This is a genomic window from Petrocella atlantisensis, from assembly GCF_900538275.1.
Classification (GTDB): Bacteria; Bacillota; Clostridia; order Lachnospirales; family Vallitaleaceae; genus Petrocella; species Petrocella atlantisensis.
Map to the genome: position 1 here is coordinate 2,257,304 of NZ_LR130778.1, position 26,190 is coordinate 2,283,493.

Consider the following 26,190-nt stretch of genomic DNA (forward strand, 5'->3'; position numbering starts at 1 on the left):
GTATAGGAGATGGATATGATTAAGTTTGAATTGATTAAGGGAGAGTTATTAGAACAAGATGTCGATGTTATTTTGAACCTGACAAACCAGAACTTGGATTATAAGGGCGGTCTTAATGATTTTATTTCTAGTTATGCAGGTGAAAGTTTAGGTAAAGAATGTAGCGAATTGGGCGGCTGTTCAACCGGTAAGGCCAAGTTGACCATGTCTTATGATCTTGAAGCTAAAGGGATTGGGTGGATTATTCATGCAGTCGGTCCAAGGTATGCAGGTGGTATGTATTTTGAAGATGATCTTCTGGCAGACAGTTATGAAGCAGCTCTACAGCTAACGGTCAATTACAAAAAACATTATATGAAACAATGTCTGGATGTGTTGGATAAATATATTGGTCATTTAGACGGTTCTGCAAAAATTGCTTATACACAGGATACAAAATCTGAACTAATGGATTATTTCGAGCATCATCCAATAAAATCAATAGCACTTCAATCCATCAGTACTGGCGTGTATGGTTATCCGATTGATGAGGCCGCTAAAATTGCGACTAGGACCATAAAAGCATTTTGTAATGAACATGAGCACCTTGAAAAGGTTCTTATGGTTTGCCAAGATAAAATTACATATGAAGCCTATAAGAAATATATGAATAAGTAGGCCATCAACCAACACATAAAGGAGATGGGTCATTATGCGACAAAGTATATCAATGGATAAGACTTGGTTAGTTGTTATAGTATTATTTTTCATATTTCCACCCCTTGGATTTATTGCAATCATTGGCAAGGTTATTTTCATGATTCTACAATCTCAAAATAATAAAGACAGTGGCTATTCTAAAGATGCCAGAGAAGTAAGAAAATTTGAACCAAAACCTCGGATAGACGATGTCAAGATACCAACAAAAACGCCTTATGCCGATGAGGTTGGAAATGTTATAGATGTAAAGGTGAATGAACCAACAGCTTTTGAGATGGAACAAAAGCATGAAGTATCAAATACAAACTTTGATAAACCAATAAATGAACATCAACCCAGTGATACACCGGATTTAAATATTGAAAAGGTACATATTGATACCATCGTGTCGGTTGAGGACCTTGAGAAAAAGCTTCACGTGGATCAGTCCGATACTGAATCTGCTCAACCAATAAAAGTGGTTGTATGTACCATGTGTGGTACGAAGAACCCTATTTATAAAATCGATGTGTTTGAAACACCAAGTTGCAAAAAATGTGGTATGCTGCTTCTAGATCGCTCTTAAGAATTTAAGGATGTTTTGATACATAAACGACATATGGGGTTTATTATAGAACGTTTATACGTTATAATGGTTAAAGTATCAAAACTATGTAAACGAACTTTGAAATATAATAAAGCGACTACTTTTATTTGGAGACAAACATATGAATATCACAGATAAGCGTAATATAGTAAAAAGTTTCGTATTAATAATGGTTTTTTTATTCTTATCAGGTTGTAGACCCATTGAGGGGTTAGAGCCTAATGATGGATTATCCGAACCTAAAGATGGTCCGGTCGTGATTGAGGAAGCACCTGTTGAAGAACCCGAGATGATTCCCGAACCTGAAAAAACCGATATTTTACATGTTCAGATTATTGCAGATGTTCTAAATGTACGCGAATCAGCTTCAATTAATAGCACCATCGTTGATAAGGTTCAGGAGAATGCTATATTTGAGGTCCTTGAAGAAGCGATGGATGATGAAGATCAGATTTGGTACAAGATAAAAACTGAAAAAGATGTATTGGGTTGGATTTTCGGTGCATATTGTGTTTCTGTTGAGGAAGAAGATCTACCGGTTACAACCGATGAGTGATGGATGAGAAGAGAGAGGTCCTACGTAGATGGATGAAAAAGATAAAAAGATTGCAGTCTTGATTGATGCAGATAATGTTTCTGAAAAATATATAAAATACATTATGGATGAGATATCCAACCATGGAACACCAACTTATAAGAGGATATATGGAGATTTTACGAAGCCTAATTTGGCTTCTTGGAAGAATGTTCTACTGAATTATTCGATTTCTCCCATTCAACAATACAGCTATACCACCGGAAAGAATGCAACAGATGCGGCATTGATTATTGATGCCATGGATATTTTATATTCAAGCCATGTGGATGGGTTTTGTATCGTATCCAGTGATAGTGACTTTACAAGATTAGCAGCCAGGTTAAGAGAAGCCGGTATGTATGTGGTCGGTATGGGCGAGAAGAAAACACCAACCCCTTTTATTTCTGCATGTGAGATTTTCAAGTATCTTGAAGTACTGGCAGCACCATCAAGGGGCGAAGTAAAGTCAGATAAGACACCAGCGAAAGAAGAAACAAGAAAAGAAGGTATCACCAGTAAGCAAGCATTGATTCAGTCTATAAAGACGATCATTACAGAGGCTTCTGATGAAGAAGGTTGGGTTAATCTAGGAGAGGTCGGTACAAGACTGAATAAAAGATACCCGGATTTTGATACAAGAAACTATGGTCATTCAAAGTTATCACCATTGATTCTAAGCCTTGAGCAGTTTGATGTGCTAAAACGTAAGAATCCCAATAGCTTATATGGCATAAACTATTATATTAAGAATAAAGAAGAAAATCCAAAGAAAAGGTAGGTGTTTACACGCATATTGAATTAGATGCAACCATATCATAAAGTGAGTCAGTTCATACATACAACATGAGTAATTGGAAGCAACAACTAAATTAAAAAGGATTAAAGGTGCGCATATGAAAACGGAGAAAAAAATGTTCACGAAGCAAGTCAAGGCGACTGCTGTCAATCAAGAAATAAGGATGAACGAAAGTATGTCCATTAAGTTTAAACTTACGTTGTCCCACGTTCTAATTTCTATCATTCCCATAGCCATTGTGGCAGTATTATTATTTACCAATGGGAAGGATTCCATATTGGAAGAAGTGCAAAAAGCAAATCTTGCATTAGCAGATCAAGTTACAGAGCAAGCCAATCTGAAACTGGATGCCATTGACTCAGATTCTAACCTTTTTTTATTTAATGTTAAAATCGGCCAATTGGTTAGTCGCTCACCAGAGGATTATGATAATACATTTACCTTCATTCAGGATAGAAGAGATAATATAAGGACACTCTACGTATCTCTAAATGTTTCCAAACCAGAGCTTAAAACAGTTGCGTTTATTAAAGAAAATGAAATTATTGATTATTCTAATATTGATTTTATAAATGACCCTTCGTTTATAGAAAATTTTATGGCCAGTGATGAGAGAACCCAAATATTAGAGTCAGGTTCACAGCCTTATTGGTCCTATGGTAAGTATGATACTTCAGACCTTTTTTTATATAAAACCGTAGCGAATGTATACGATATGACAAAGCCATCTGTAATGATGTTAGTCGTAGACCCATCTTATCTAACCAAAATATTAGACCCTGAGAAGTTAGGAGAAGGGGCTAAGATGTCAATCGTTGATATGAATGGCCAAGTGGTGGTTTCCTCAGATGAAACGTTAGAAGTGGGTAGTATGATTGGGATATCACAAGAGCTTATGGGCAATGCTATGCAAAGTATTGAGCAAAGTGAAGAAGAAGTACCTCATGCGAACGGATCCTTTGTTACGAGTAACCAAGTAAGTTCAGAAACCATGGTTGTATTTAAAGAATTAAAAAATGGATGGATGTATGTAGCAGAAATACCGACAGCAACCATTTATGGCGGTATCAACAATATGAAAACACAAGCAACAATTATCGTTTTGTTCTGTTTTGTTTTAGCCGTTGTTATAGGTCTGTTGTTGGCGTTTAATATTGCAAAGCCAATTGACTATATTCGTAGAAAAATGAAAGCAGTGGAACAAGGTGATTTGACGGTTCGTAGTGCAATCAAAGGTAAATATGAAATAGGCCAACTCTCAAATAGCTTTAATGCCATGACAGAAACCATGGCACAGATTATAAAAGAAACAGGTGAGATCACCAGTGAAGTTGCCATAGATTCTGAAGAGTTAAAAAGCATTGCGTCTCATTCAGCTTTGGCTTCTAAGGAAGTCATCGAAGCTGTAGAGTCACTTTCAGAAGGGGCAACTGAACAAGCCCATGATTCAGAAAGAGCGGTAGAGGTTATCAAGGAATTGGTAACAGAGATGAATAAAACAGAAGAAAGCTTCAATGAAGTGGTTAGGGTGACTACAAGAACCAAAAAAACCAGCGTAGAGGCTTCCTCCACCATTGACGATTTGAATGCAACGACTACCGAGACCATTGTATTGTTTAACGATATTAAACGTGATATGAGTCAACTGACCATGCAGTTTAAAGAAATCTTGGGCATCATCGATATGATTAATGCAATCAGTTCTCAAACCAACTTATTAGCCCTCAATGCAGCTATTGAAGCGGCTCGAGCAGGTGATGCCGGTAAAGGATTTGCTGTAGTAGCCGATGAGGTCAGAAAACTTGCAAATCAATCCAGTGAAGCGGCTAAAAGTATTAGTGCCATTGTTACAAATATAAATACAGCAACACAAAAAACAAGCAATATGATTGAAAGTGGAGAAGCGATCTATCAAAGACAAGAAGAAGCAGCTAAGAACACAGGAACCACATTTGCAGAGATTGTGAAAGACATGGATAGCATCATACATGAAGTGGATAATGTGTATATCTTATTGTTTGGCTTAGAAGAAATTGAACAAAAAGCAACAGATTCAATAAACAGTATCGCAGCTGTTGCCCAACAATCAGCCGCTGCCATCGAAGAAGTTCTTGGTACCGGTGAAGAACAAACGGCTTCAGCAGAGCATCTGTCTGAAATGGCGTATAAATTGTCACAGGTCATAGAAAAAATGGATAACAACATTAAGAATTTTCAAGTATGACCCATATAAGTATGATTAAATCTAGGATCCTGAAAGGACACCATGCAAAATTATAAAATGATCATTGCCTATGACGGCAGAAGATACAAAGGCTATCGAAAAACCAAAACAAATAGTCAGCAAAGCATTCAAGGTAAATTAGAAACAATACTCTATAAGCTCTATGAAAAAGACGTAGAGGTCATCAGTGCCGTTAATACCGATGCCGGGGTTTGTGCACAGTATCAGGTGATTAACTTTCACGGACCGGATGCGCGACTGGATGAAAAAGGGATTTTTGAATACTTTGAAACCTATCTACCGGACGATATTATTACACTTTCTGTAGAAAAAGCGGATGATCGTTTTCATAGTCGTTATTTGGCAACACAGATTACCTATACATACAGGTTGTGGAAACAGAATGCACCAAGGCGCCCACTTTTTGAGAGACAGCTTGTTAATGTGATGGAGAAGCCATTAGATGTGACATTGATGCGAGAAGGTGCTAAGGTTTTCCAAGGTAGTCATGATTTTGCCGCATATGCTACCAAGAGTAAATCAGGTAGCACCACAAGGGAAATTATGTCGATGGATATAGAGGAAACTGACTTAGAAATCATAATCACAATGACAGCAAATGGCTATCTGTTAAATATGGAACGGTATATTGTAGGAACCTTGATTCAAATTGGTCTCCTTGAACGAAAAGTGGACTCTATTCACCGTGGGTTTAAGACAAGAGATAACAAAGACGTTGGCCACAAGGCCATGGCTCATGCGCTATGTCTTACAAAGGTGCGCTACGAATAGTATCATGAACATGTAGCCACTTAATAAGTACATCAAAGGAGACAGTTATGAAGTTGATATCTTGGAACGTAAACGGTATTAGAGCAGCCCTTAAAAAGGGTTTTATGGCGTATTTCATAGAACAGGATGCGGATATTTTCTGTATTCAAGAATCCAAATGTCAGGTCGGCCAAGTTGATTTGGATTTACCGGGCTATGAACAATATTGGAACGCAGCAGTGAAAAAAGGCTACTCAGGCACCGCCATTTTTACAAAAATCAAGCCTATAAATGTAACTTACGGTATAGGGATGGATGACCACGACCAAGAGGGGCGCGTAATTACCTTAGAGTTTGATGAATTTTATTTGGTGAATTGTTACACCCCTAACTCCAAAAGAGGACTTGAGCGCCTAGACTATAGGGAAGTATGGGAAGATGATTTTCGAACATATCTAAAAAAACGAGACGAAGTTAAACCCGTCATCTTATGTGGCGACTTAAATGTTGCCCATATGGAAATCGATATTAAGAATGATAAGACCAATCATAGAAGTGCAGGTTTCACAGATGAAGAACGTAGAAAGATGACCAAGCTTCTGGGTTCTGGTTTCATTGACACATTCAGGTTTTTCTATCCTGAACTGGAAGATGCCTATACCTGGTGGTCATATATGGGTAATGCAAGAGCCAATAATACAGGTTGGCGAATCGATTATTTTATTGTCTCAGAACGTATGTCAGAAAGACTTGAGGATGCGAAGATTCATTCACAAGTTATGGGAAGCGATCATTGTCCGGTTGTACTAACCCTAAAAGATTAAAGGAAAAAATGAAATGTTGACAAGTAACCTATGACATGATATTTTTGTCATAGTCCTTTCATATCTTTATGAAGCAAGGGATTGGTTCGATAGGGCAATATGTGAACGGAAGGAAAGTGGTTATGAATAAAACAGAAATACTTGGTCGTTGGACCAAAGAAAAATCTGAAGAATTATACGGTATTAAGAACTGGGGTAGTACTTATTTTTCAATTTCAGACGAAGGCGAAGTCTTAGTTAATCCCTATAGCGATAAAAAATCAGCAGTAAGCCTCATGGATATTGTATCCGGTGTTAAAGACAGAGGTCTAGATATGCCTGTCTTATTAAGGTTTGAGAATTTATTGGATTCACAAATTACTTACTTGAACGAGTCTTTTGCCAAAGCTATGAAGTCATTGGATTACAAAGGCACTTATAGAGGTGTCTATCCTATAAAAGTGAACCAACAACAACAGGTGGTTGAAGAAGTCACCAAATTCGGACAAAAATACCATCATGGTCTTGAAGTAGGTAGTAAGCCGGAGTTGATTGCGGCCTTATCTCACATTAAAGACAAAGAATCATGTCTTATTTGCAATGGCTATAAAGATGAAGAATTCATCGACTTAGGGCTTTATGCAACAAAAATGGGTTTTAATTGTTTCTTTGTTATAGAAATGCCTAATGAGTTGGATATTATTCTTGAAAGATCAAAAATATTAAATATTAAGCCGAATATTGGTGTCCGTATTAAGCTATCCGCAAAGGCCGGAGGTCATTGGACAGATTCCGGTGGAGACCGTAGCATTTTTGGCCTAAATATGTCTCAAATTATTGAAATCGTGGATGAATTGAAGGAAAAAGGTATGTTAGACAGCTTAAAGTTGTTACATTACCATTTGGGTTCACAGATTCCGAACATCCGAGATATTAGGAATGCTGTACTAGAAGCTGCAAGGGTCTACGCTGAATTGGTGAATGAAGGTGCTGCCATGGGCTATCTAGATCTAGGTGGAGGGCTTGCCATCGATTATGACGGTTCAAGCACCAATTATACCAATAGCAGAAATTATACTGTAGAAGAATATTGCATGGACGTGGTTGAAGCGGTTATGCGCGTTATGGACCAAAGAGATACACCCCATCCGGTTATTATAACAGAATCTGGGCGTGCATTGGTTGCTTATTATTCCATTTTGCTCTTTAATGTACTGGATGTAGCTATTTTTGAAGAATACGAGATTCCTGAAAAGCTAGATGAATCTTTACCGGAACAAATTAGAAATCTTTATGAAGTGAACAAGAGTATTAATCATAAAAACATACAGGAATGTTATAACGATGCTCTTTATTATAGAGATGAAATCAAGGATATGTTTAAGCACGGCAGGATTAGTCTGCGGGATCGTTCTTTTTCTGAAAAGATTTTTTGGAATACAATTCATCAAATCGCCAAAGCGAAAAAGAAGTTAAAATTTGCACCACCGGAACTGGAAGATATTGAAAGTGCGATTGCAGATATCTATTATTGTAACTTCTCAGTATTCCAGTCGATTCCGGACAGTTGGGCGATAGATCAGTTATTTCCGGTTATGCCCATCCATAGGTTGCTAGAACTGCCCAAGCGAAATGCCGTTATTGCAGACATTACATGTGATTGCGATGGCAAGATTGATCGATTTATTGATTTGCATGATGAAAGGTCTACATTACCGCTTCATGAGTTGAAAAAAGAAGAATATTATTTAGGTATTTTCTTAGTGGGCGCCTACCAAGAGACTTTGGGAGATTTACACAATCTATTTGGAGATACCAATGTTATCAGTGTTCGTATTAATAAAGACGGTAGCTTTGAATTGATTAAGGAGATTCAAGGAGATAGCGTGGAAGACGTACTATCTTACGTGGAATTTGATGTGAAACAAATGCGTGCTAATTTCAGAGAAACGGCTGAAGAAGCTATACGTGAAGGTCTAATGACACCAAGTGATCGAAAGGAAATCATGCTCTCTTTTGATAATGGCCTAAGAGGCTATACGTATTACGAAAGATAGACGTATTATAAAAAGACAGACGTAGTACAAAAGATAAAGCAATATCTAACTCAACCCTCCAAGGATAAAAGCTTAGAGGGTTGACTAAATTTGAAAGTGAAATAGGAGGTAATAAAATGAGAAAAGTTTTAATTATTGGTGCCGGTGGTGTTGCCAATGTAGTTGTACACAAATGCTGTCAAAACCCTGAAGTATTTGAGGAGATATGTATTGCCAGTCGTACAAAATCAAAATGCGACGCAATGAAGGCGGTTCTAGATGGTGGTAAGACGAAGATTACAACAGCACAAATAGATGCAGATGATACTGAAGCATTAATAGAGCTGATCAATGCATATAAACCGGATATGGTTTTAAACGTAGCATTGCCTTATCAAGACTTAACCATCATGGATGCTTGTCTTGCTACCGGTGTTCATTATCTGGATACAGCTAACTATGAACCACTGGACATACCAAAATTCGAATATAAATGGCAATGGGCCTATAGAGAAAAATTTGAAAAAGCTGGTCTTACAGCGATATTAGGTAGTGGTTTTGATCCTGGTGTTACCGGTGTTTTCTCAGCTTATGCCATGAAGCATTATTTTGATGAGATACATACGATTGATATTCTAGATGCCAATGCAGGGGATCACGGCTATCCTTTTGCAACCAATTTTAACCCTGAGATTAATATTAGAGAGATTACAGCAAAAGGTAGATATTGGGAACAAGGCGAATGGATTGAAACAGAACCTCTTGAGATCAAACGCGTCTACAATTTTCCTCAAATAGGAGATAAGGACATGTACCTTCTCTATCATGAAGAGCTGGAATCTTTGGCACAAAATATAAAAGGTCTTAAGAAAATCCGGTTTTTCATGACATTTTCTGAAAAATATATCACCCATTTGAATGTACTTGAAAATGTGGGGATGACGTCTATTAAACCGATTATGTATGAAGGTATGGAGATACAGCCTTTACAATTTTTGAAAGCCGTACTACCAGACCCTGCCAGCTTAGGTCCAAGAACAAAAGGTAAAACCAATATCGGTTGTATTTTTACAGGTACAAAGGACGGTCAACCCAAAACCTATTATGTCTATAATGTATGTGACCATGAGGCTTGCTATACGGAAGTAGGATCACAAGCCATATCTTATACAACAGGGGTACCGGCAATGATAGGCGCTAAATTGCTCCTTGAAGGAAAATGGAAAAAGCCAGGCGTCTATAATGTAGAGGAAATGGACCCGGATCCTTTTATGGAAGAGTTGAACAAGCAAGGTCTTCCATGGGTTGAAGATTTCAACCCTGCTTTGGTGGATTAATATGGATGAGAACAAAGATGTGAATAAAGACTTAAATATAGATTTTAATCAAGTCCCAACACCCTGTTATGTGGTAGATGAACGCTTGCTTCAGAAAAATCTGGATGTATTGGCCAGAGTACAAGATGAAACAGGTTGTAAGATCCTTTTAGCGCTTAAAGGGTTTTCTATGTATGCGACTTTCCCTCAAATAGGGAAAGTACTTGCAGGGATTACATCCAGTGCATTAAATGAAGCCCGCTTAGGCCATGAAGAAATGGGTAAAGAGGTGCATATCTATGCACCTGCATATAAGGAAAAAGAAATGGATGAAATCTTATCCATTTGCGACCACATTGTATTTAATTCCTTTGATCAGTGGCATCGATTTAAAGAAAAAGTTAAGTCTGTTAAACACAAAAAAATTGAATGCGGTATACGTCTTAATCCGGAATATTCTGAGATTACAACACCCATCTATGACCCTTGCTATACCGGTTCTAGATTAGGCGTGACATTATCCCAGTTTGAACCAGACCAGTTAGAAGGCATTGATGGTCTTCATTTTCATACGATGTGTGAACAGAACTCAGACACCCTAGAGCGTACTATGGAAGTGGTTGAAGCTAAGTTCGGCAAGTATTTTCATCAAATGAAATGGATTAATTTTGGTGGTGGCCATCATATTACCAGAGCGGACTATGATGTGGATCGTTTAATTAGGATTGTCAATAGAATCAAGACCACCTATGATGTTCAAGTCTATCTTGAACCTGGCGAAGCTATTGCATTAAATACCGGTTTCTTGGTCACGGAAGTGATGGATCTTATTAAGAATCAGATGGACTTAGCAATTATTGATGCATCCGCTGCTTGTCATATGCCGGATGTTATCGAGATGCCTTATCGTCCGGAAATTATTGGTGCTAAGAAGCCAGGTGAATCACCATATACCTATCGTTTAGGAGGACTTACGTGCTTAGCCGGTGATATTATTGGCGACTATGCATTTGAGAAGCCCCTTAAGATTGGAGACCGATTGGTTTTTACGGATATGGCCCATTACACCATGGTTAAGAACAATACCTTTAACGGTGTGAACTTACCATCGATTGCATTGGTCAATGAAGCCGGTATCAGAGTTCTCAAAGATTTTGGATATGAGGATTATAAAAGACGTCTATAAAAGAAGGAAAATAAGCAGGCTAAAAGAGAAAATTATGATTTAGGTTATAGGGTCAAAACCAATTACGGATTGACAATTCATCTTCCTGTGGTATCATTAAATACAAATGCAAATGATTTGCAACAAGGAGGATGATGAAATGAAATATATAAAATCGCTGATATACATGAGTATTATAATCGTATTATTCGTCAGCTGTGGACCAAAAGAAACAATTACTGAAACAAATGTTGATGAGCAAACACCAACAACAACAGAGGATTCTGCAACATCAGATCCAATCAAAGTATCCGTTCCTATTGGACCTATAGGTGACTTTGTCAAGCAAGTCGGTGGTGAACGTGTAGATGTTAATGTCATCTTACCTCCAGGATCGAGTGAAAGTAACTATCAGCCCTCTCCGAAAGAAATGAATGCACTTGCTGAGTCACAGATTTATTTTAGTATTGGCATGGGCACGGAAGTAGCCAACATATTACCCAATATGACATCTTTAAATGAGAACCTATTAGTCATTCATCTAGACGAAGTGGTGGACCAGGTATATCCGGCTATGTATTTTGAAGACTATGAAGACAATCAAAATCATGATGAAGATGAAGATGAGCATGAAGATGAAGATAATCATGGTCACGAAGGTAGAGACCCTCATATGTGGATGTCACCAAAAAGAGTTATGGTGATGATAGAAGCCATAAGAGATGAACTCATAACACTCGATTCTGAAAACGCTTCTTTTTATGAGGATAATGCCAAAGCCTATATCCATGAATTAACAGCTTTGGATGACCAGATTAGGGATTTTATAGCCACAGTATCTAATAAGAAATTCATCATTATGCACCCATCACTCGGCTATTTTGCCGATGACTACAATCTTGAAATGATAGCCATTGAAGAAGACGGTAAAGCAACGACAGCTAGGCGTTTAGGTGAAATTATTGATTTTGCCAATGCAAATAATATTAAGGTCGTCTTGTACCAACAAGAATTTGATAGCCAACAGGCAAAGACATTAGCGGATGAGATCGGTGGTAGTACCATGGTTTTTGAGCCGTTATCGAAAGATTATTTAGATAGTCTAACACGTCTTTTTGATGTTTTTAAAGCAGTATTAAAATAGAGGTGACAGTATGTCAGGCATACGCATTCATAATTTAGAAGTCAAATATGATCAAGTGACGGCCTTAAAAGACGTTACTTTTGAAATTAAAGAAAATGAGTTTCTAGGTATTATAGGTCCTAATGGTGGCGGCAAGACAACTTTGGTTAAAGCCATATTAGGTCTTATTGAACCTTCTTCCGGCACCATAACCGTAGATCATCAAGATGTGATGGGTTACGTGCCTCAGATGACCACTTTTGACCGTCAATTCCCGATTACAGTTATGGAAGTCATATTGATGGGTCATCTACCAAAGGAAATAAAAATCGGTCATCGGTTTAATGAGCATGATAGGCATCATGCTATGATGGTGATGAAGCGCCTTAAGATTGAGCATCTGAGAAAACGGCAGATTGGCCAGCTTTCCGGTGGACAAATGCAGAGGGTGCTAATAGCTAGAGCACTCATGAACCATCCGAGTATTCTTATCTTAGATGAACCGACAGCCAGTGTCGATGAAAAGACCAAAGAGAGTATATACAGAATGCTAAAAGAACTGAACAAAAAGATGACGGTGATTATGATTACTCATGACACAGCCCTTATGTGGCCATACTTAGATAGAGTCATCTATATTAATAAAACCGTTCATCTTCATGATCAGGCTACAAATGGTAAAATGACTGAAGTAATGGATACATGCCCGATTGATTGGTTTATTGAAGGTGAAAAGATTCAAAAAGAATTACTTATTGGTAAAGGGGCAAAAAATGATTGAAGCCATACTTAAATATAATTATATGCAAAATGCTTTGATGGCAGCTATCTTAACCAGTTTAATCTGTGGTGTTATGGGAACAATTATTGTTCAAAAGCGTTTGGTTAGCATGAGTGGTGGTATCGCTCATGCTTCTTTCGGTGGCATTGGTTTAGGTTATTTTCTTGCTATCGAGCCCATTATTGGTGGTTTGGTTTTTGCAACCATAACTTCCGTCAGTGTAGGTGCCATTCAAAGAAAAACAAAAAACAATGCGGATACGATCGCAAGTATGTTTTGGTCAGCCGGGATGGCACTTGGTATCTTCTTTGTAGCGCTAACACCCGGTTACCCACCGGACATGACCTCCTATCTTTTTGGAGATATATTAGCCGTAAGTCAAACTTATATTCGCCTTATGGTCCTACTAACACTTATTATTTTATTTATTATTTTCCCTTTGTTTAATTATTGGAAGCTCTATCTTTTTGATGAAGAATATGCTAAAATAATGGGCGTTAAGGTGATTTTACTGGAGACGGTACTATATGTATTAATCGCCTTTAGTATCGTCATATTAATTAAGGTAGTAGGTGTTATTTTGTCTTTAGCCTTATTAACCATTCCACCAACGATAGCCAAACTTTTTACCTATCAACTTAAATGGATGATGGGTTTATCCGTTTTATTTGGGATTACTTTTAGTTTAGCAGGTCTTAGTCTTTCATATTATGCCAATATTCCATCCGGTGCGACAATCATACTGGTGGCAATCGGTGGTTATTTTTTGGCGGCAATCACTAAAAAGTTGTGGCATAAACGCAAACATTCAGAAGTGGATGCTACGGTGTAAATAGAAATAGGAGTAAGCAATGAGCATATTAACAGTTGAAAATGTCAGCCATGATTTTGGCGGCAGAAAAATATTAGAAGACGCATCTTTTAGACTTTTAAAAGGTGAACATGTAGGTCTTGTAGGTGCTAACGGAGAAGGAAAGTCAACCTTTCTGAACATCATCACAGGAAAACTCATGCCGGATGAAGGCAAGATTGAATGGTGTAAACGAATTACAACCGGCTATCTTGATCAACATACCGTACTAGAAAAAGGACAGACCATTAGGGATGTCTTACGTTTGGCCTTCAAACATATGTACGAAATGGAAGAAGAAATGTTGGCCATTTACGAAAAGATGGGTGACGCATCAGAAACAGAACTTGCTGAGATGATGGATGATGTTTCGGAGATTCAACATGATTTGGAACGCCATGGCTTTTACATTATTGACTCTAAGATTGAATCCATAGCTAATGGACTTGGCCTTGGCAATATCGGACTTGATAAATTGGTGGATGAACTAAGCGGTGGTCAACGGACAAAAGTATTGTTGACGAAATTATTACTTGAAGCACCCATGATTCTCATATTGGATGAGCCGACTAACTATTTGGACGTGGAGCATATTGAATGGCTTAAGAATTACCTGATCAACTATGAGAATGCCTTCATACTGGTTTCCCATGATGTTCCTTTCATGAATGGGGTTACCAACGTCATTTACCACGTTGAAGGTGCAGATCTGACAAGGTACGTTGGAGATTATGAGAATTTTATTCGTATGTATGATTTGAAGAAACGACAAGTTGAACAAGCCTATGATAAACAGCAAAAAGAGATTAAAAAGTTGGAAGATTTTGTTGCAAGAAATAAGGCAAGAGTCGCTACGTCTAACATGGCAAAGTCCCGTCAGAAGAAGTTGGATAAAATGGATGTCATTGAATTGGTCAAAGAAAAAGTTAAGCCGAATTTCGGTTTTAAGGATACAAGAGCTTCAAGTAAATACGTTTTTGAAGCTCAAGATCTTATGATTGGTTATGATGAGCCACTTACGTCTCCCCTTAATATACAGCTAGAGCGTGGACAAAAGATAGCCATCAAAGGCGTCAATGGCCTTGGAAAATCAACATTACTAAAGACCTTACTCGGTAAACTAAAGCCGGTTGGGGGCAAAGTAATCCTTGGTGATTATTTGTCACCCGGTTATTTTGAACAAGAGGCTATTAGAGATACAGATCATACCGCTCTTGAAGAAATTTGGTCAAGTTACCCCTCTATGACCAATGCAGAAGTCAGAGCTGCTTTAGCCAGATGCGGCTTGACCACGGAACACATCACCAGTAAGATGATGGTACTAAGTGGTGGCGAGAACGCAAAAGTTAGACTATGCAAGCTTATGTTAGAAGAATTAAATTGGTTGGTACTAGATGAGCCGACCAACCATTTGGATGTAGACGCAAAGGCATCACTCAAACAAGCCTTAATAGATTTTAAAGGCACAATCGTACTGGTGAGCCATGAACCTGAGTTTTATCAGGATTGGGTAACAGACGTTTGGAATGTTGAAGATTGGACAACAAAAGTTGTATAATAACAAAATTCATCTTATATAAAAAGAATAATGTTTGTGAAAAACTTATAAAATCTCCCGGTGACATATCACCTTGGGAGATTTTTAGTTTTCTAGGAAAATTCTTAGAGCAGAAAGTATTAATAAAAAGGACTTGACATTGATAATCGTTTGCAATACAATATTAAGTAGTAATCAATACTACGTCAAATATTTATGAATGACCATAAAGGAGATTATTATGTCAAGAAAAGAATGGAACAGTTATCTTAAAGTCTATGCGAAAGCAGACCATAAAAAAGTAATGTTACAAATATTTAATACAGTTATACCATACATATTGCTTCTGGTTAGTATTTTCTATCTGGGCAGTCAGGGTACTAGTTTTGCTATATTATTCCCTTTGAGCATCGTAGCTGCAGCGCTCATGGTTCGAACTTTTATATTTTTTCACGACTGTACCCACCAATCTTATGTAAGCAGCAGTAAGGGCAATCAATTACTGGGTAATTTCTTTGGTATATTGGTTTTTACACCTTACGAGCCTTGGAAAAAGGAACACAATATTCATCATGGAACAGTGGGGAATTTAGATGAAAGAGGTGTTGGAGATATCTGGACCATGACCTCAACAGAGTATGAAGCCGCATCCAAGTTTGATAAAATGATCTATAGGATTTTTAGAAATCCGGCGTTTCTTTTTACCATAGCACCGGTATTTCTCTTTACGGTATTGCAAAGATTTCCTAAAAAAACAGCTACAAAAAAAGAAAGAAGAAACTATGCCCTCGTTAATAGTATCCTTCTTATCTACGCTGTATCCTTTTCGTTCTTATTTGGGTGGCAGGTATTTTTCACCTATCAGATTTTAATTATTGCCATGGCCTCTACAACTGGGGTTTGGATGTTTTATGTTCAACATCAGTTTGAGGAAGTATACTGGGAAGGTGCAGCTGATTGGGATTTGGTGGATGCTGCTCTTGAAGGAAGTACTTTCTATAAGCTTCCCGGTATTTTAGAGTGGATCAGTGGGTATATAGGGTACCACCATATCCATCATTTGAATGCAAGAATACCAAACTATAATCTTAAAGCTTGTTATAATTCAAGTACAAAATTACAAGAAACTAAGACCGTTTATTTTCTAGAGAGCTTTAAGTTAGCCTTCTTGTTTATCTATAACGAAAAAGTAAAACGGATGATGACCTATAAGGCTTATACAGCTTATAAATCTGTCAATAAACCAATTGAGCAGTTATAAGCAGTGGCAAAATACTTGATTGTACATGTTGTACATAATATAAACAATTTTTGAGACATAAAAGACATGTCTTTGAGCGCCATATCCTATATAATAAAACCATTAGGATTAAGGAGAAAGATATGTTAGAGAATTTTATTTTTAGTGTCAGCAGTGCGGTACCCATATTCATGGTTATGATTGTAGGCTATTTTCTAAGAAAAAGAAAGGTCGTGGATGAAGCCTTTATAAAAATGGCGAATACTTTGGTATTCAATGTTGCTTTGCCCATTAAACTGTTTAGCGATGTGTTTAATACATCCTTGGATCAGAAACTAGACCTTAGATTTATTATCTTTATACTTTCAGGAACGGTTCTTAGTGTTGTTATCGTCTGGATTCTGATTCGGGGATTCATCAAAGATAAAGCAAAACTAGGGGCTTTTCTTCATGGCTCCTATAGAGGTAATTTTCTCTATATTGGCTTATCTCTTATGGAAAATGTAACAGGCTCCATCGGTTTTAAAGCCCCATTGGCCATTGCCTTTATCATACCGACCTACAATATTTTAGCGGTTATTATTTTAACATTAACTTGTACCCATAAAGATTTGTCAACAAACATTTGGGGTGTCATAAAAAATATCATAAAAAACCCTTTAATCATTGCGGTATTGCTTGGAATCTTAGCATCTAGAATGGGATTGAATCTACCACTAATGGTAACGAGAACCATGGGGTATTTTGAAGTACTGGCTACCCCACTTGCTTTAATTACCATTGGGGCATCCTTTAGCTTTGAAAAACTATCGGAAAATATAAACATATCCCTTCTGGCCAGTCTGTTTAAGTTGGTTATTATACCTGCATCTGCAGTTGCGGCTGCGTTACTAATAGGTTTTCCACATGAGGATATTTTGTTGATCTATATTATATTTGGGGTACCAACAGCCACAGTTTCTTATATCATGACTGTAGCCATGCATGGTGACAGAGACCTTGCCTCCAACATTATTATGACCACAACCATATTATCCAATATCACCATGACCTTGTTCATATTTCTTTTTAAGACAATGGGCATCATTTAACCACATCAACAGAACGCTCAGGTATTAGGATGGTATACATAAGTGGTATAAAAACCAACGTCAGTAAGGTCGATACCAGAAGGCCAAAAACCAGTGCTACAGCCATAGGTTTAAACAATTCACTATTAGATAGCAATAAAGGGATAAGGCCGGATATGGTCGTAACCGTTGAGAGTACAATAGGTCGTAAACGAATGCCGGAGGCTTCTTTTGCGGCCTCTTCTATGCTTTTTCCTTCTCTGCATTTGATATTGATATAGTCAATTAAGACGATGGCATTGTTGACCACAATACCAATTAAACTAATAATACCGATAAGTCCTGTAAAGGATATTGGCTGATTCATGAGAAACAGTCCGAAAAGTGCACCGGCAGAGGATAGAGGTACGGTAATCAGTACGATAAAAGGTTGTCGCATATCTTTAAACTGAAATAACAGAATTAAATAAATGGCAAAAACAGCAAAAACAGCGGCACTTCCTGCACTTCCGAAGTTCTCCTGAATCAATTCAGCCTCACCGTCAAAACTATAAGAAACATCCTCAAAATCTACATCAGAAAGCTTGGCATAAAGTGTCTCAAGAATGATAGGTCTTTGATATCCAAGGTAGATATCGCTATACAAAGAGATGGTATAATCTCCTTTGTATTTTTTTATGGTGGGTTGTTTTTCTACCAGTCCTATAGATCCTATATCTTTTAACAAATATTTATGACCGCTGATACTGGACTTAATCATTAGATTCTCGATATCACTTAATTGCTTGCCACTACTTCTAAGGCGAATATCGTATTCTTTTCCCTCACTTCGATAAGTTGAGGCTTCTCGTCCTCGTAGGGCAATACTCACCTCATTAAGAACATCGTATTTAAGTAGCCCTAAATAGGAGAGCTCGTTTTGATCTAACTTGATTTCATATTCAAGTTTTTTTCCGTCGTAATCGGTTCGAACATTTTTGGTCCCTTCAATATCCTCTAGTATAGCTTTCACTTCGGAAACGGTATCGTTGATTCTATCAAAATCACTTCCGGTGAAACGAAGGGCAATAGGGGCTTCGCTGGGAAAAGCATTTTCAAGTTCTTTAACAGTGGCCTTGCCACCCAATAGGCTCTCATCGATTTTTGCCTGGAGGTACTCAGCGTAAGGCGTGTTTTTAGGAAAAGAGGTTTGACTTAGATCCACGCGAAACATGATTTGAGCATTTTGAGGCAGTTGGGTATAGATGTTCATAGCTGTAAAGAATTTGGGTATACCACCACCTATAGCTGTGGTATACGATATAACCCCATCCTCTTTGGCTAGAATCGCCTCCACTTGATCGGAAATGGTCTCCGTCGTTTCCAAATCAATAATTTTTTCTGAGACGATATCCACGTACATAATGTTTTTGTCGGCTTTTGGGAAAAAAATAACCTCTAAGAAAAGCAGGGTACTGCCAAGTAGGGCAATAATGGCTATAACACTGATAACACTTAAGACTTTATGGTGCATCATACGGTCGAGCATCTTATAGCCAAATCTAAAATGAGCATGTTCTTTTCTATTTTTACTAGGTTTAAAAAACATATAGGCCAGTACCGGCGTAACAAAAACCGCAATGACAAAGGAGGATATTAAAGCTATGATTACCACCAATGGTAACCCAATAATATAATCACCAACTATAGAATTTAAGAACAATAGAGGAGAAAGGGTAGCAATGGTTGTTAAGGTAGAAGTGAAGACCGGTATAAGGACTTCTTTTGAACCGGATTCACAGGCGGTTAGTCTATCCATACCTTCGTCCAACTTATTCTGGATCGAATCACTCACAACAATCGCATTGTCGACAAGCATACCAAGAGCAACAATGAGTGCGATAATGGATACCTGATGAATGGGCGTGTCGACAAGGGGCATAATAATAAAAGTCATAATGATGGCAAGTGGGATGGCTGTTGAAACAATAATGGCGTTTCTAAAGCCCATACCAACAAAGACAACCAAAATAACTAAAATGATACCTTGAAGCAAGTTCATCATAAAATCATTGAGTGACACCTCAACATCTTCAGGTTGGAAGATGACTTCTTTAAACATAAGGTCCTTTGGCATGTCTTTTTTTATGCTTTCAAGGTTAGCTCGAACCGCCTTACCGATATTCAACACATTTTCATCTTGTTTGAAATAACCACTGAGTAAAATAGCGTTATGACCATTATCCTTGTACCTGATGTCGTTATCACGCTCAACCATGGCCACTGTTGCAATATCTTTTAGACGAAGTACAGAGTAATCGGTATCTGACATGCCGATGACAATATTTTCTATTTCCTCCAGTGATTCGAAGGATCCCGTAATATTTAGGGCGATTTTACTGGACGCGTTTTCAATGAGGCCGGAGGGAATCTCCAGATTTTGACTTCTAAGAAGCTCTATCAAGTCTTGATAGGATAAGCCAAGGCGATTGAAGGCGTTATGATCGACGGTCACTTGTACCTCACGCGTTATATCACCCATGAGCTCAAAGCGTGTAACCCCTTGTAAGTCTGCGAGACGTTTCATAATCCTTTCACCATATTCGCCAAGTTCCTCATATGTATAATTCTCTCCGGATAAAGCAATAATGATACCGGTGGTTTCTGCCAGATTGGTTTTTATCAAAATATCATGACATTCCGGGGGCAAGTCCGATTGAAGTTGCTGCATTTTTGTACCTAAAATCGCCCATGCTTTGTCTGTATCGCTACCATATTCAATTTCGAGGATAATGGTCGAAACGCTGTTGTTGGAGTAAGAAATACTGAAACTATAGCCTTCTAGGGTTTTGATTTCATCTTCTATTTTACTGGTGACAAGACGTTCTACATTTTCTTGAGAAGCACCGGGATAGATTGTAGTGATGATGGCTACTGAAGGGGTGACATTTGGTGACTCTTGTTTTGGCATATGATAATAGCTGTATGTTCCGAGTAGGAAAACAAGCAAGATAAACAGAAGCAAAATTTTTCGATTGATAATCACCGATTTAATCATCTTCTTTCACCTCATCTATGACGGAAATGACAGTACCTTCATCTATTTTCTTTATGTTTTCTAGGATCAAAAGATCGCCGATATTCAAACCGGTAACTATAATTCGGTCATCTAGTATTTCTTCAATGGTTATATTCTTACGCCGTGCTTCATGGTCCACTTGAACATAGACATAGGTTTCTCCATCTACAATGACAGCTTCAATGGGAATCAAGATGCCTTCTTTTTGACCCACCACAATCTCACATTCAACAATCTCGCCCATAAGGAAGTCTTGATGATCAACGGAAACTTCTAATTGGTACAGATGTGTGGAGATATCCGGTATGTTGGATTTTCTGGAAACCAAACCATTAATTCGTTTTTCATCCCTTAGAATACGAACATTGTCACCGACAGTAATCTTGGCGTAATCTTGTTGGGTGACACCAAGGGCAACCACAGCGCCATCTTTTCGTATGTAGACCACAGGTTGGCCGGCAGGGACCATTGTATTGACTTCATAAGGCAGACTTATAATTGTGCCACTGATAGGCGCCATAAGGGATGCATCTCTTATTAGTGATTCTTTATGCTCATAGAGCGTTCGTGCTTGCTCATAATTGCTATAATACAGATCCAGAAGGGATGGATCCGATCCTTCCATCACCGTCATGTAGGCTTGGTTGGCACGTTCATAATCTTTTTGCGCCAAGGAAGCCTCAAGGACCACAAGGTCATATTCCTTTTTGGATACAATGCCTTCATCATAGAGCTGCTTCATTTCATTAGAAGTGTTGAGTTTGAAATCATATGCTTCTTTTGCTTTTCCCAGTGCCAAACGTGCGCTTTCAACTTCTTGAGATGTAGCGCCTTTTTGTGCCAGTTGATACTGGGCATAAGCAGCTTCCATAGCTTGTCTTGCACCGTCAAGTTCATAGGTCATATCAACGGTATCCAAAGTGACAAGTTGTTCACCTGCTTCTACAACATCACCTTCTTTAACATCGATTGTCTTTATCTTACCTGGACTTTTAAAGCTTAAAGATTGCACACTATCTGTTTGGACAGCACCAATATAGGAGAGTACTTCATCATACTTGGTGATCTCTATGGGCATAACAGAAACTGGAATAATAGACTCTGTTTCTTCTACCATCTTCTTAAGCTTGGTCTGATTTCTTTGTACAACAATAATACCTATAATAGAGGCGATTACGGCAAAAACAATAAGCACCTTTGTGATTTTTTTCCACTTCATGGTAATCCTCCTATTCACAGATCCCTTTTAATAAATAGCCATAAGCAATTCTGCTTTTCTCTGCAAAACTTTCCCCTGTATGGCCAAGACGAATTAATTCTGTACTGATACCGCGCAAACAATTAAAAAGCAGTTCTATATCAATATCTGCTCTTAGATGACTACGTTCTTTTACGAGCTCAAATAATTCTGCCAGTAGCCAACGCATCTCTTGAATTTGTCTTTCAATCTGTGGACCATTACCGGGGTATTCTAATAAGACTTCTGTTAAGTATTTACCATGTAACTTAGAAAAGGTCAGAAGAAAAGTGTCAATCAAGTCCTCTATCATAATTGTGTCAGCTTCTGTTTTTAATCTTTCTTTTAGATGATGTTGCACTTCATTCATATCTCTATTAATAACGTCTAATATAGCATCCTTTTTTGAGCCGATGATTTTATAGAGTGTATTCTTAGCAAGACCGGAAGCCGTGGCCAACTGATCCATGCTCCAACCTTTAACGCCTTTTGTATTCAAAAGTAACTTCGTATTGTCTAAGATCAATTCTAAAACATGCTCATTATTGTATTTCATATTATCACCTCTTTATACTAATATAGTTCATATAGTATAAAAAAGTCAAGGCTGATTGAAAGCTAAATTGGATTTGACAAAAAAATAAATACTCTATACAATAAAGCCATTAGAATGGTTTTTGAAAGAAGGTATATTGCATGTCAATCTTGGAACCAGCACTGGCGCAAAAATTCATAGAAAAAACAGCTAAAAATCTTGAGTTCAACATTAACATTATGAACAATCAAGGTATTATTATAGCAAGTAAAGATGCTTCTCGTATTGGTGACTTTCATGAGGTTGCTTCAAGTATGTTAAACGGTACAATGGATACTGGGGTAGTGGATGAGAATCAAAAGTTCCTCGGTACCAAACCGGGTGTGAATATGTTTATAGATTATAAGCATAAGCATGTTGGTGTCATCTGTGTAACAGGGAATCCGGAAAATGTAAAGGCGTTTGCCGGTCTGGTCAAAACATCTATGGAGGCCATGCTTGAATATGAGCTTCAGATGGAAGGTGAGCGTCGTCGTAAGAATAAGGCAGAGCAGTTTTTATATTACGTATTGTTTAATGAGACGGTAGATCTTGCAGTGGCCGGGAAAATGGCAGAAGGCTTAGAGCTAAAAAGAGATATCCTTAGGGTATGTATACTCATTAAATATGATGCCCAGTATCAACCTAGGAAAATAATAGAGGCACTTACAAAAGCGGAAGGCCATTCCTACCAGGATATTATAACGGTAGCCAGAAACGATGATATCATCTTGTTTAAGGCTTTGAGTGGTGACTTAACCGAGTCCATCCAAGGTTATAAGGAATTGCTGGATGCGTATATACAGTCCTTTGTTAAAAGGCTGCCGGAAGGTTATCAAGAGGATAAGATTTGCTTTTTTGTAGGTTCCTTACAGATGGACATACATCATTTTAAAGAATCTTTTATCCATGCTCAAGAGTTAGGACTTCGAATTAAAGCGGATAACGGTACTTATTATTTTAATGAACATGTTTTGGATTATTATAGAAGTCTTGCAACAATCAAAGCTTATGATAATGCTTTTAATGTCTATGATATGCTGCTTTCAGAAGATGATCAAATTCAACTCATTGAAATTGTAGATGCCTTGTATAAGAACAATTATAATGTTGTGTACACCGCTAAGGACCTTTTTATTCATAGAAATACTTTGCTCTTTAGGCTGAATAAGCTAAAAGGCTTGCTTAATATTGATCCTATTGCCAATGCAAGTGACCGAGAGTTTTTCAATGAATTGGCCTATTATTTTAAACACAAGTAGAAGGCGCTAAATATAACATACTAGGCATAATAGACGAAATAATTCAAGATGAGACCAATATTTGTACATACCATACAAGTATTGGTCTCATTTTAATATAGGAAGGACATGTTCATTCATGTTGACCCACGTTATAATGATGTTAGTCAAAAAAAGAACCGTTAATAATTGGATATAGGAGGCACAACATGAAAGTAGGATTTATTGGACTTGGCATCATGGGTAAACCCATGAGCAAGAACTTAATTAAAGCAGGACATGAACTGGTGGTTTGTGATTTCAATAAGGGTGCTGTAGATGAGATTGTATCTCTTGGTGCGACATCTGCGGAGAATGGCGCAGCGGTTGCAAAGGTATGTGATGTCATCATTACCATGTTACCGAATTCACCCCATGTAAGAAGTGTGGCACTTGGAGAAAACGGGATTATGGAAGCGGCAAAATCAGGTACTGTCGTGATTGACATGAGTTCCATTGATCCTGTTGAGAGTAAAGCGATTGGCGATAAACTAGCGACTATCGGTGTTGATATGTTGGATGCACCTGTAAGTGGTGGTGAACCCAAGGCTATTGACGGCACACTATCCGTTATGGTAGGTGGTAAAAAAGAAACCTTTGATCGTTTCTATGATTTATTAATGACCATGGCAGGTTCAGCCGTCTATGTTGGTGAACTTGGATCCGGTAATATTACAAAGCTGGCCAATCAGATTATCGTAGCCCTTAACATCTCAGCTGTATCAGAAGCTTTGACTTTTGCTAGTAAAGCGGGGGCAAGTCCGGAGTTGGTTTATCAAGCCATTCGTGGTGGATTAGCAGGATCTACAGTACTGGATGCTAAGGCACCTATGATGTTAGATCGTAATTTCAACCCGGGCTTTAAGATAGAATTGCACATCAAAGATCTAACAAATGCTTTAAATGCCAGCCATGCAGTTGGGGCAGCCGTACCACTCACAGCTCAAGTCATGGAGATGATGCAAGTACTTAAGAGTGATGGCTTCGAGAAAGAAGATCATTGTAGCCTATTGAAGTATTATGAGAAGTTAACCAACGTTGAGATTAAAAGAGCTTAAGTAAGATTAGATTATTAATCTAGGATTGAAAGGAAGTATAAGATGACGTCAACAATTGTGAAAATGGATGTTTACCCTGTTGCAGGTAAAGATTGCATGTTATTAAATCTTAGCGGTGCACATGCACCTTATTTTACCAGGAATATTGTCATACTGACAGACAGCAATGGCGATACAGGCCTTGGAGAAGTACCGGGTGGAGAGAAAATTACCAAGGCATTAGAAAAGACCAAAGAACTGGTCGTCGGTACCAGTATCGGTGATTATAAGAATACGCTTCTTAAGGTTCAAAAATCTATGCAAGGCGACAAAGAAGATGTAAGGGGTCAACAGACCTTTGATCTTAGAACAGGTGTACATGTTGTAACAGCTATTGAAGCCCCTTTACTGGACTTGCTAGGTAAATACTTGGGTGTTCCTGTGGCTTCACTTCTTGGTGAGGGTATGCAAAGAGATAAGGTAAGAATGCTGGGCTATCTATTTTATGTAGCCGATCGAAAAAAGACAGATTTACCCTATGACAGCAATCCTGATAGCGATTATGATTGGTACCGTTTACGCCATGAAGAAGCGATGACACCGGAGGATATTGTTGCTCTGGCTAAAGCATCCAAAGAAAAATATGGCTTTTCAGATTTTAAGTTAAAAGGCGGCGTACTTGAAGGTAAAGAAGAGATTAAGGCGGTAAGAGCTTTAAAGGATGCTTTTCCTGAAGCAAGGATTACTTTAGATCCTAATGGTGGTTGGTTACTCCAGGATGCTATAGAGCTTTGTAAGGACCTACATGGTGTATTAACTTATTGTGAAGATCCCTGTGGCGCAGAAGGGGTATTTTCAGGTAGAGAAATCTTGGCGGAGTTTAGAAGAGCAACAGGTCTACCGACAGCAACCAACATGATCGCCACAGATTGGCGGGAAATGACCCATTCCATGGCCTTACAGTCCGTGGATATACCTCTTGCGGACCCACATTTTTGGACCATGTCCGGATCGGTTCGTGTGGGTCAGATGTGTCATGATTTTGGTTTGACTTGGGGTTGCCATTCGAACAATCATTTTGATATCTCATTGGCCATGGTGGCACATTCTGCGGCTGCTGTACCGGGCAATATTAATGCCATAGATACCCATTGGATATGGCAGGAGGGCGCAGAGAGACTAACGAAAGCGCCAATGGAAATCATAGATGGCTGTATAGAAATCTCAGCAAAGCCGGGACTTGGTATTGAGGTGGATATGGATCAAGTCAAGCGTGCCCATGAAGTCTACATAGCTAATTGTCTTGGCGGTAGAGATGATAGCATCGGGATGCAATACCTTATACCGGGTTGGCGATTTGATCCAAAGAGACCTTGTTTGGTTCGATAAATAGAAGAAGTTGAATAAACTAAACAATCTAAGCAAACTAA

General features: G+C 38.2%; 22 protein-coding genes. 19 read left to right on the plus strand and 3 right to left on the minus strand.

Going from position 1 to position 26,190, the window contains the following annotated elements; genetic code table 11:
• The first annotated feature begins 15 nt into the window (after window positions 1-15).
• From PATL70BA_RS10490 to PATL70BA_RS10565, 16 genes are all read left to right on the plus strand, one after another.
• A complete protein-coding gene (locus PATL70BA_RS10490; protein ID WP_172596205.1) occupies window positions 16-657 on the plus strand; it encodes a macro domain-containing protein in 642 nt (213 codons plus the stop codon).
• A 34-nt stretch (window positions 658-691) separates the two neighbouring features.
• Entirely contained in the window at window positions 692-1,264 is a 573-nt protein-coding gene (locus PATL70BA_RS10495) for a hypothetical protein (protein WP_125137312.1), read from the plus strand.
• Between the two features lie 142 nt (window positions 1,265-1,406).
• Window positions 1,407-1,841 (plus strand): SH3 domain-containing protein, encoded by a 435-nt coding sequence (locus PATL70BA_RS10500; protein WP_125137313.1) that lies wholly within the window; start codon window positions 1,407-1,409, stop codon window positions 1,839-1,841.
• Window positions 1,842-1,869: 28 nt separating this feature from the next.
• The gene (locus PATL70BA_RS10505; protein ID WP_125137314.1) at window positions 1,870-2,640 is read left to right on the plus strand and encodes an NYN domain-containing protein; all 771 of its coding nucleotides are present in this window, start codon (window positions 1,870-1,872) and stop codon (window positions 2,638-2,640) included.
• Between the two features lie 115 nt (window positions 2,641-2,755).
• On the plus strand, window positions 2,756-4,882 hold the full coding sequence (locus tag PATL70BA_RS10510; protein ID WP_125137315.1) for a methyl-accepting chemotaxis protein: 2,127 nt from the start codon (window positions 2,756-2,758) through the stop codon (window positions 4,880-4,882).
• A gap of 42 nt (window positions 4,883-4,924) precedes the next feature.
• The gene (locus tag PATL70BA_RS10515; protein ID WP_125137316.1) at window positions 4,925-5,674 is read left to right on the plus strand and encodes a tRNA pseudouridine synthase A; all 750 of its coding nucleotides are present in this window, start codon (window positions 4,925-4,927) and stop codon (window positions 5,672-5,674) included.
• A gap of 47 nt (window positions 5,675-5,721) precedes the next feature.
• Complete coding sequence (locus PATL70BA_RS10520; RefSeq protein ID WP_125137317.1) at window positions 5,722-6,477, plus strand: exodeoxyribonuclease III; 756 nt, start codon at window positions 5,722-5,724, stop codon at window positions 6,475-6,477.
• A gap of 122 nt (window positions 6,478-6,599) precedes the next feature.
• Window positions 6,600-8,513 (plus strand): biosynthetic arginine decarboxylase, encoded by a 1,914-nt coding sequence (gene speA / locus PATL70BA_RS10525; protein ID WP_125137318.1) that lies wholly within the window; start codon window positions 6,600-6,602, stop codon window positions 8,511-8,513.
• Between the two features lie 116 nt (window positions 8,514-8,629).
• Window positions 8,630-9,829, plus strand: coding sequence for a saccharopine dehydrogenase family protein (locus tag PATL70BA_RS10530; protein WP_125137319.1), 1,200 nt, complete (start codon window positions 8,630-8,632; stop codon window positions 9,827-9,829).
• Between the two features lies 1 nt (window position 9,830).
• Window positions 9,831-10,994 carry a carboxynorspermidine decarboxylase gene (gene nspC, locus PATL70BA_RS10535; RefSeq protein ID WP_125137320.1) on the plus strand — a complete coding sequence of 388 codons (1,164 nt, stop codon included), beginning with the start codon at window positions 9,831-9,833 and terminating at the stop codon, window positions 10,992-10,994.
• A gap of 139 nt (window positions 10,995-11,133) precedes the next feature.
• Window positions 11,134-12,117: a metal ABC transporter solute-binding protein, Zn/Mn family gene (locus PATL70BA_RS10540; RefSeq protein WP_172596206.1), complete on the plus strand. Its 984-nt coding sequence runs from the start codon at window positions 11,134-11,136 to the stop codon at window positions 12,115-12,117.
• Between the two features lie 10 nt (window positions 12,118-12,127).
• On the plus strand, window positions 12,128-12,877 hold the full coding sequence (locus PATL70BA_RS10545; RefSeq protein ID WP_125137322.1) for a metal ABC transporter ATP-binding protein: 750 nt from the start codon (window positions 12,128-12,130) through the stop codon (window positions 12,875-12,877).
• The gene (locus tag PATL70BA_RS10550; RefSeq protein ID WP_125137323.1) at window positions 12,870-13,709 is read left to right on the plus strand and encodes a metal ABC transporter permease; all 840 of its coding nucleotides are present in this window, start codon (window positions 12,870-12,872) and stop codon (window positions 13,707-13,709) included. The genes PATL70BA_RS10545 and PATL70BA_RS10550 overlap by 8 nt, the downstream gene beginning before the upstream one ends.
• A gap of 19 nt (window positions 13,710-13,728) precedes the next feature.
• Window positions 13,729-15,285 (plus strand): ABC-F family ATP-binding cassette domain-containing protein, encoded by a 1,557-nt coding sequence (locus PATL70BA_RS10555; protein ID WP_125137324.1) that lies wholly within the window; start codon window positions 13,729-13,731, stop codon window positions 15,283-15,285.
• Window positions 15,286-15,505: 220 nt separating this feature from the next.
• On the plus strand, window positions 15,506-16,525 hold the full coding sequence (locus PATL70BA_RS10560; RefSeq protein WP_172596207.1) for a fatty acid desaturase: 1,020 nt from the start codon (window positions 15,506-15,508) through the stop codon (window positions 16,523-16,525).
• Window positions 16,526-16,647: 122 nt separating this feature from the next.
• Window positions 16,648-17,595 carry an AEC family transporter gene (locus PATL70BA_RS10565; RefSeq protein WP_125137326.1) on the plus strand — a complete coding sequence of 316 codons (948 nt, stop codon included), beginning with the start codon at window positions 16,648-16,650 and terminating at the stop codon, window positions 17,593-17,595.
• Here the strand turns inward: PATL70BA_RS10565 and PATL70BA_RS10570 are convergent.
• From PATL70BA_RS10570 to PATL70BA_RS10580, 3 genes are read right to left on the minus strand one after another with little or no spacing between them, the layout of a single operon-like run.
• Window positions 17,588-20,611, minus strand: a complete 3,024-nt coding sequence (locus tag PATL70BA_RS10570; RefSeq protein WP_125137327.1) for an efflux RND transporter permease subunit — start codon at window positions 20,609-20,611, stop codon at window positions 17,588-17,590. The genes PATL70BA_RS10565 and PATL70BA_RS10570 overlap by 8 nt on opposite strands.
• Window positions 20,604-21,851, minus strand: coding sequence for an efflux RND transporter periplasmic adaptor subunit (locus PATL70BA_RS10575; protein ID WP_125137328.1), 1,248 nt, complete (start codon window positions 21,849-21,851; stop codon window positions 20,604-20,606). Before PATL70BA_RS10575 ends, PATL70BA_RS10570 begins: the two co-directional genes overlap by 8 nt.
• 10 nt (window positions 21,852-21,861) lie before the next feature.
• A complete protein-coding gene (locus PATL70BA_RS10580; protein WP_125137329.1) occupies window positions 21,862-22,425 on the minus strand; it encodes a TetR/AcrR family transcriptional regulator in 564 nt (187 codons plus the stop codon).
• A 140-nt stretch (window positions 22,426-22,565) separates the two neighbouring features.
• On the opposite strand from PATL70BA_RS10580, the gene PATL70BA_RS10585 reads away from it, so the two are divergent.
• The 3 genes from PATL70BA_RS10585 to PATL70BA_RS10595 all read left to right on the plus strand — a co-directional run bounded on the left by PATL70BA_RS10585 (window position 22,566) and on the right by PATL70BA_RS10595 (window position 26,149).
• Window positions 22,566-23,705 carry a CdaR family transcriptional regulator gene (locus tag PATL70BA_RS10585; protein ID WP_125137330.1) on the plus strand — a complete coding sequence of 380 codons (1,140 nt, stop codon included), beginning with the start codon at window positions 22,566-22,568 and terminating at the stop codon, window positions 23,703-23,705.
• Between the two features lie 188 nt (window positions 23,706-23,893).
• Window positions 23,894-24,781, plus strand: a complete 888-nt coding sequence (garR, locus tag PATL70BA_RS10590) for a 2-hydroxy-3-oxopropionate reductase (protein ID WP_125137331.1) — start codon at window positions 23,894-23,896, stop codon at window positions 24,779-24,781.
• Between the two features lie 42 nt (window positions 24,782-24,823).
• On the plus strand, window positions 24,824-26,149 hold the full coding sequence (locus PATL70BA_RS10595) for an enolase C-terminal domain-like protein (protein ID WP_125137332.1): 1,326 nt from the start codon (window positions 24,824-24,826) through the stop codon (window positions 26,147-26,149).
• Window positions 26,150-26,190: the final 41 nt, after the last annotated feature.

Excerpts from the sequence above, each read along its gene's own strand:
- PATL70BA_RS10490 (WP_172596205.1), top strand. The coding sequence starts at position 16 with ATGATTAAGTTTGAATTGATTAAGGGAGAGTTATTAGAACAAGATGTC.
- PATL70BA_RS10495 (WP_125137312.1), top strand. The coding sequence starts at position 692 with ATGCGACAAAGTATATCAATGGATAAGACTTGGTTAGTTGTTATAGTA.
- PATL70BA_RS10500 (WP_125137313.1), top strand. The coding sequence starts at position 1,407 with ATGAATATCACAGATAAGCGTAATATAGTAAAAAGTTTCGTATTAATA.
- PATL70BA_RS10505 (WP_125137314.1), top strand. The coding sequence starts at position 1,870 with ATGGATGAAAAAGATAAAAAGATTGCAGTCTTGATTGATGCAGATAAT.
- PATL70BA_RS10510 (WP_125137315.1), top strand. The coding sequence starts at position 2,756 with ATGAAAACGGAGAAAAAAATGTTCACGAAGCAAGTCAAGGCGACTGCT.
- PATL70BA_RS10515 (WP_125137316.1), top strand. The coding sequence starts at position 4,925 with ATGCAAAATTATAAAATGATCATTGCCTATGACGGCAGAAGATACAAA.
- PATL70BA_RS10520 (WP_125137317.1), top strand. The coding sequence starts at position 5,722 with ATGAAGTTGATATCTTGGAACGTAAACGGTATTAGAGCAGCCCTTAAA.
- speA (WP_125137318.1), top strand. The coding sequence starts at position 6,600 with ATGAATAAAACAGAAATACTTGGTCGTTGGACCAAAGAAAAATCTGAA.
- PATL70BA_RS10530 (WP_125137319.1), top strand. The coding sequence starts at position 8,630 with ATGAGAAAAGTTTTAATTATTGGTGCCGGTGGTGTTGCCAATGTAGTT.
- nspC (WP_125137320.1), top strand. The coding sequence starts at position 9,831 with ATGGATGAGAACAAAGATGTGAATAAAGACTTAAATATAGATTTTAAT.
- PATL70BA_RS10540 (WP_172596206.1), top strand. The coding sequence starts at position 11,134 with ATGAAATATATAAAATCGCTGATATACATGAGTATTATAATCGTATTA.
- PATL70BA_RS10545 (WP_125137322.1), top strand. The coding sequence starts at position 12,128 with ATGTCAGGCATACGCATTCATAATTTAGAAGTCAAATATGATCAAGTG.
- PATL70BA_RS10550 (WP_125137323.1), top strand. The coding sequence starts at position 12,870 with ATGATTGAAGCCATACTTAAATATAATTATATGCAAAATGCTTTGATG.
- PATL70BA_RS10555 (WP_125137324.1), top strand. The coding sequence starts at position 13,729 with ATGAGCATATTAACAGTTGAAAATGTCAGCCATGATTTTGGCGGCAGA.
- PATL70BA_RS10560 (WP_172596207.1), top strand. The coding sequence starts at position 15,506 with ATGTCAAGAAAAGAATGGAACAGTTATCTTAAAGTCTATGCGAAAGCA.
- PATL70BA_RS10565 (WP_125137326.1), top strand. The coding sequence starts at position 16,648 with ATGTTAGAGAATTTTATTTTTAGTGTCAGCAGTGCGGTACCCATATTC.
- PATL70BA_RS10570 (WP_125137327.1), bottom strand. The coding sequence starts at position 20,611 with ATGATTAAATCGGTGATTATCAATCGAAAAATTTTGCTTCTGTTTATC.
- PATL70BA_RS10575 (WP_125137328.1), bottom strand. The coding sequence starts at position 21,851 with ATGAAGTGGAAAAAAATCACAAAGGTGCTTATTGTTTTTGCCGTAATC.
- PATL70BA_RS10580 (WP_125137329.1), bottom strand. The coding sequence starts at position 22,425 with ATGAAATACAATAATGAGCATGTTTTAGAATTGATCTTAGACAATACG.
- PATL70BA_RS10585 (WP_125137330.1), top strand. The coding sequence starts at position 22,566 with ATGTCAATCTTGGAACCAGCACTGGCGCAAAAATTCATAGAAAAAACA.
- garR (WP_125137331.1), top strand. The coding sequence starts at position 23,894 with ATGAAAGTAGGATTTATTGGACTTGGCATCATGGGTAAACCCATGAGC.
- PATL70BA_RS10595 (WP_125137332.1), top strand. The coding sequence starts at position 24,824 with ATGACGTCAACAATTGTGAAAATGGATGTTTACCCTGTTGCAGGTAAA.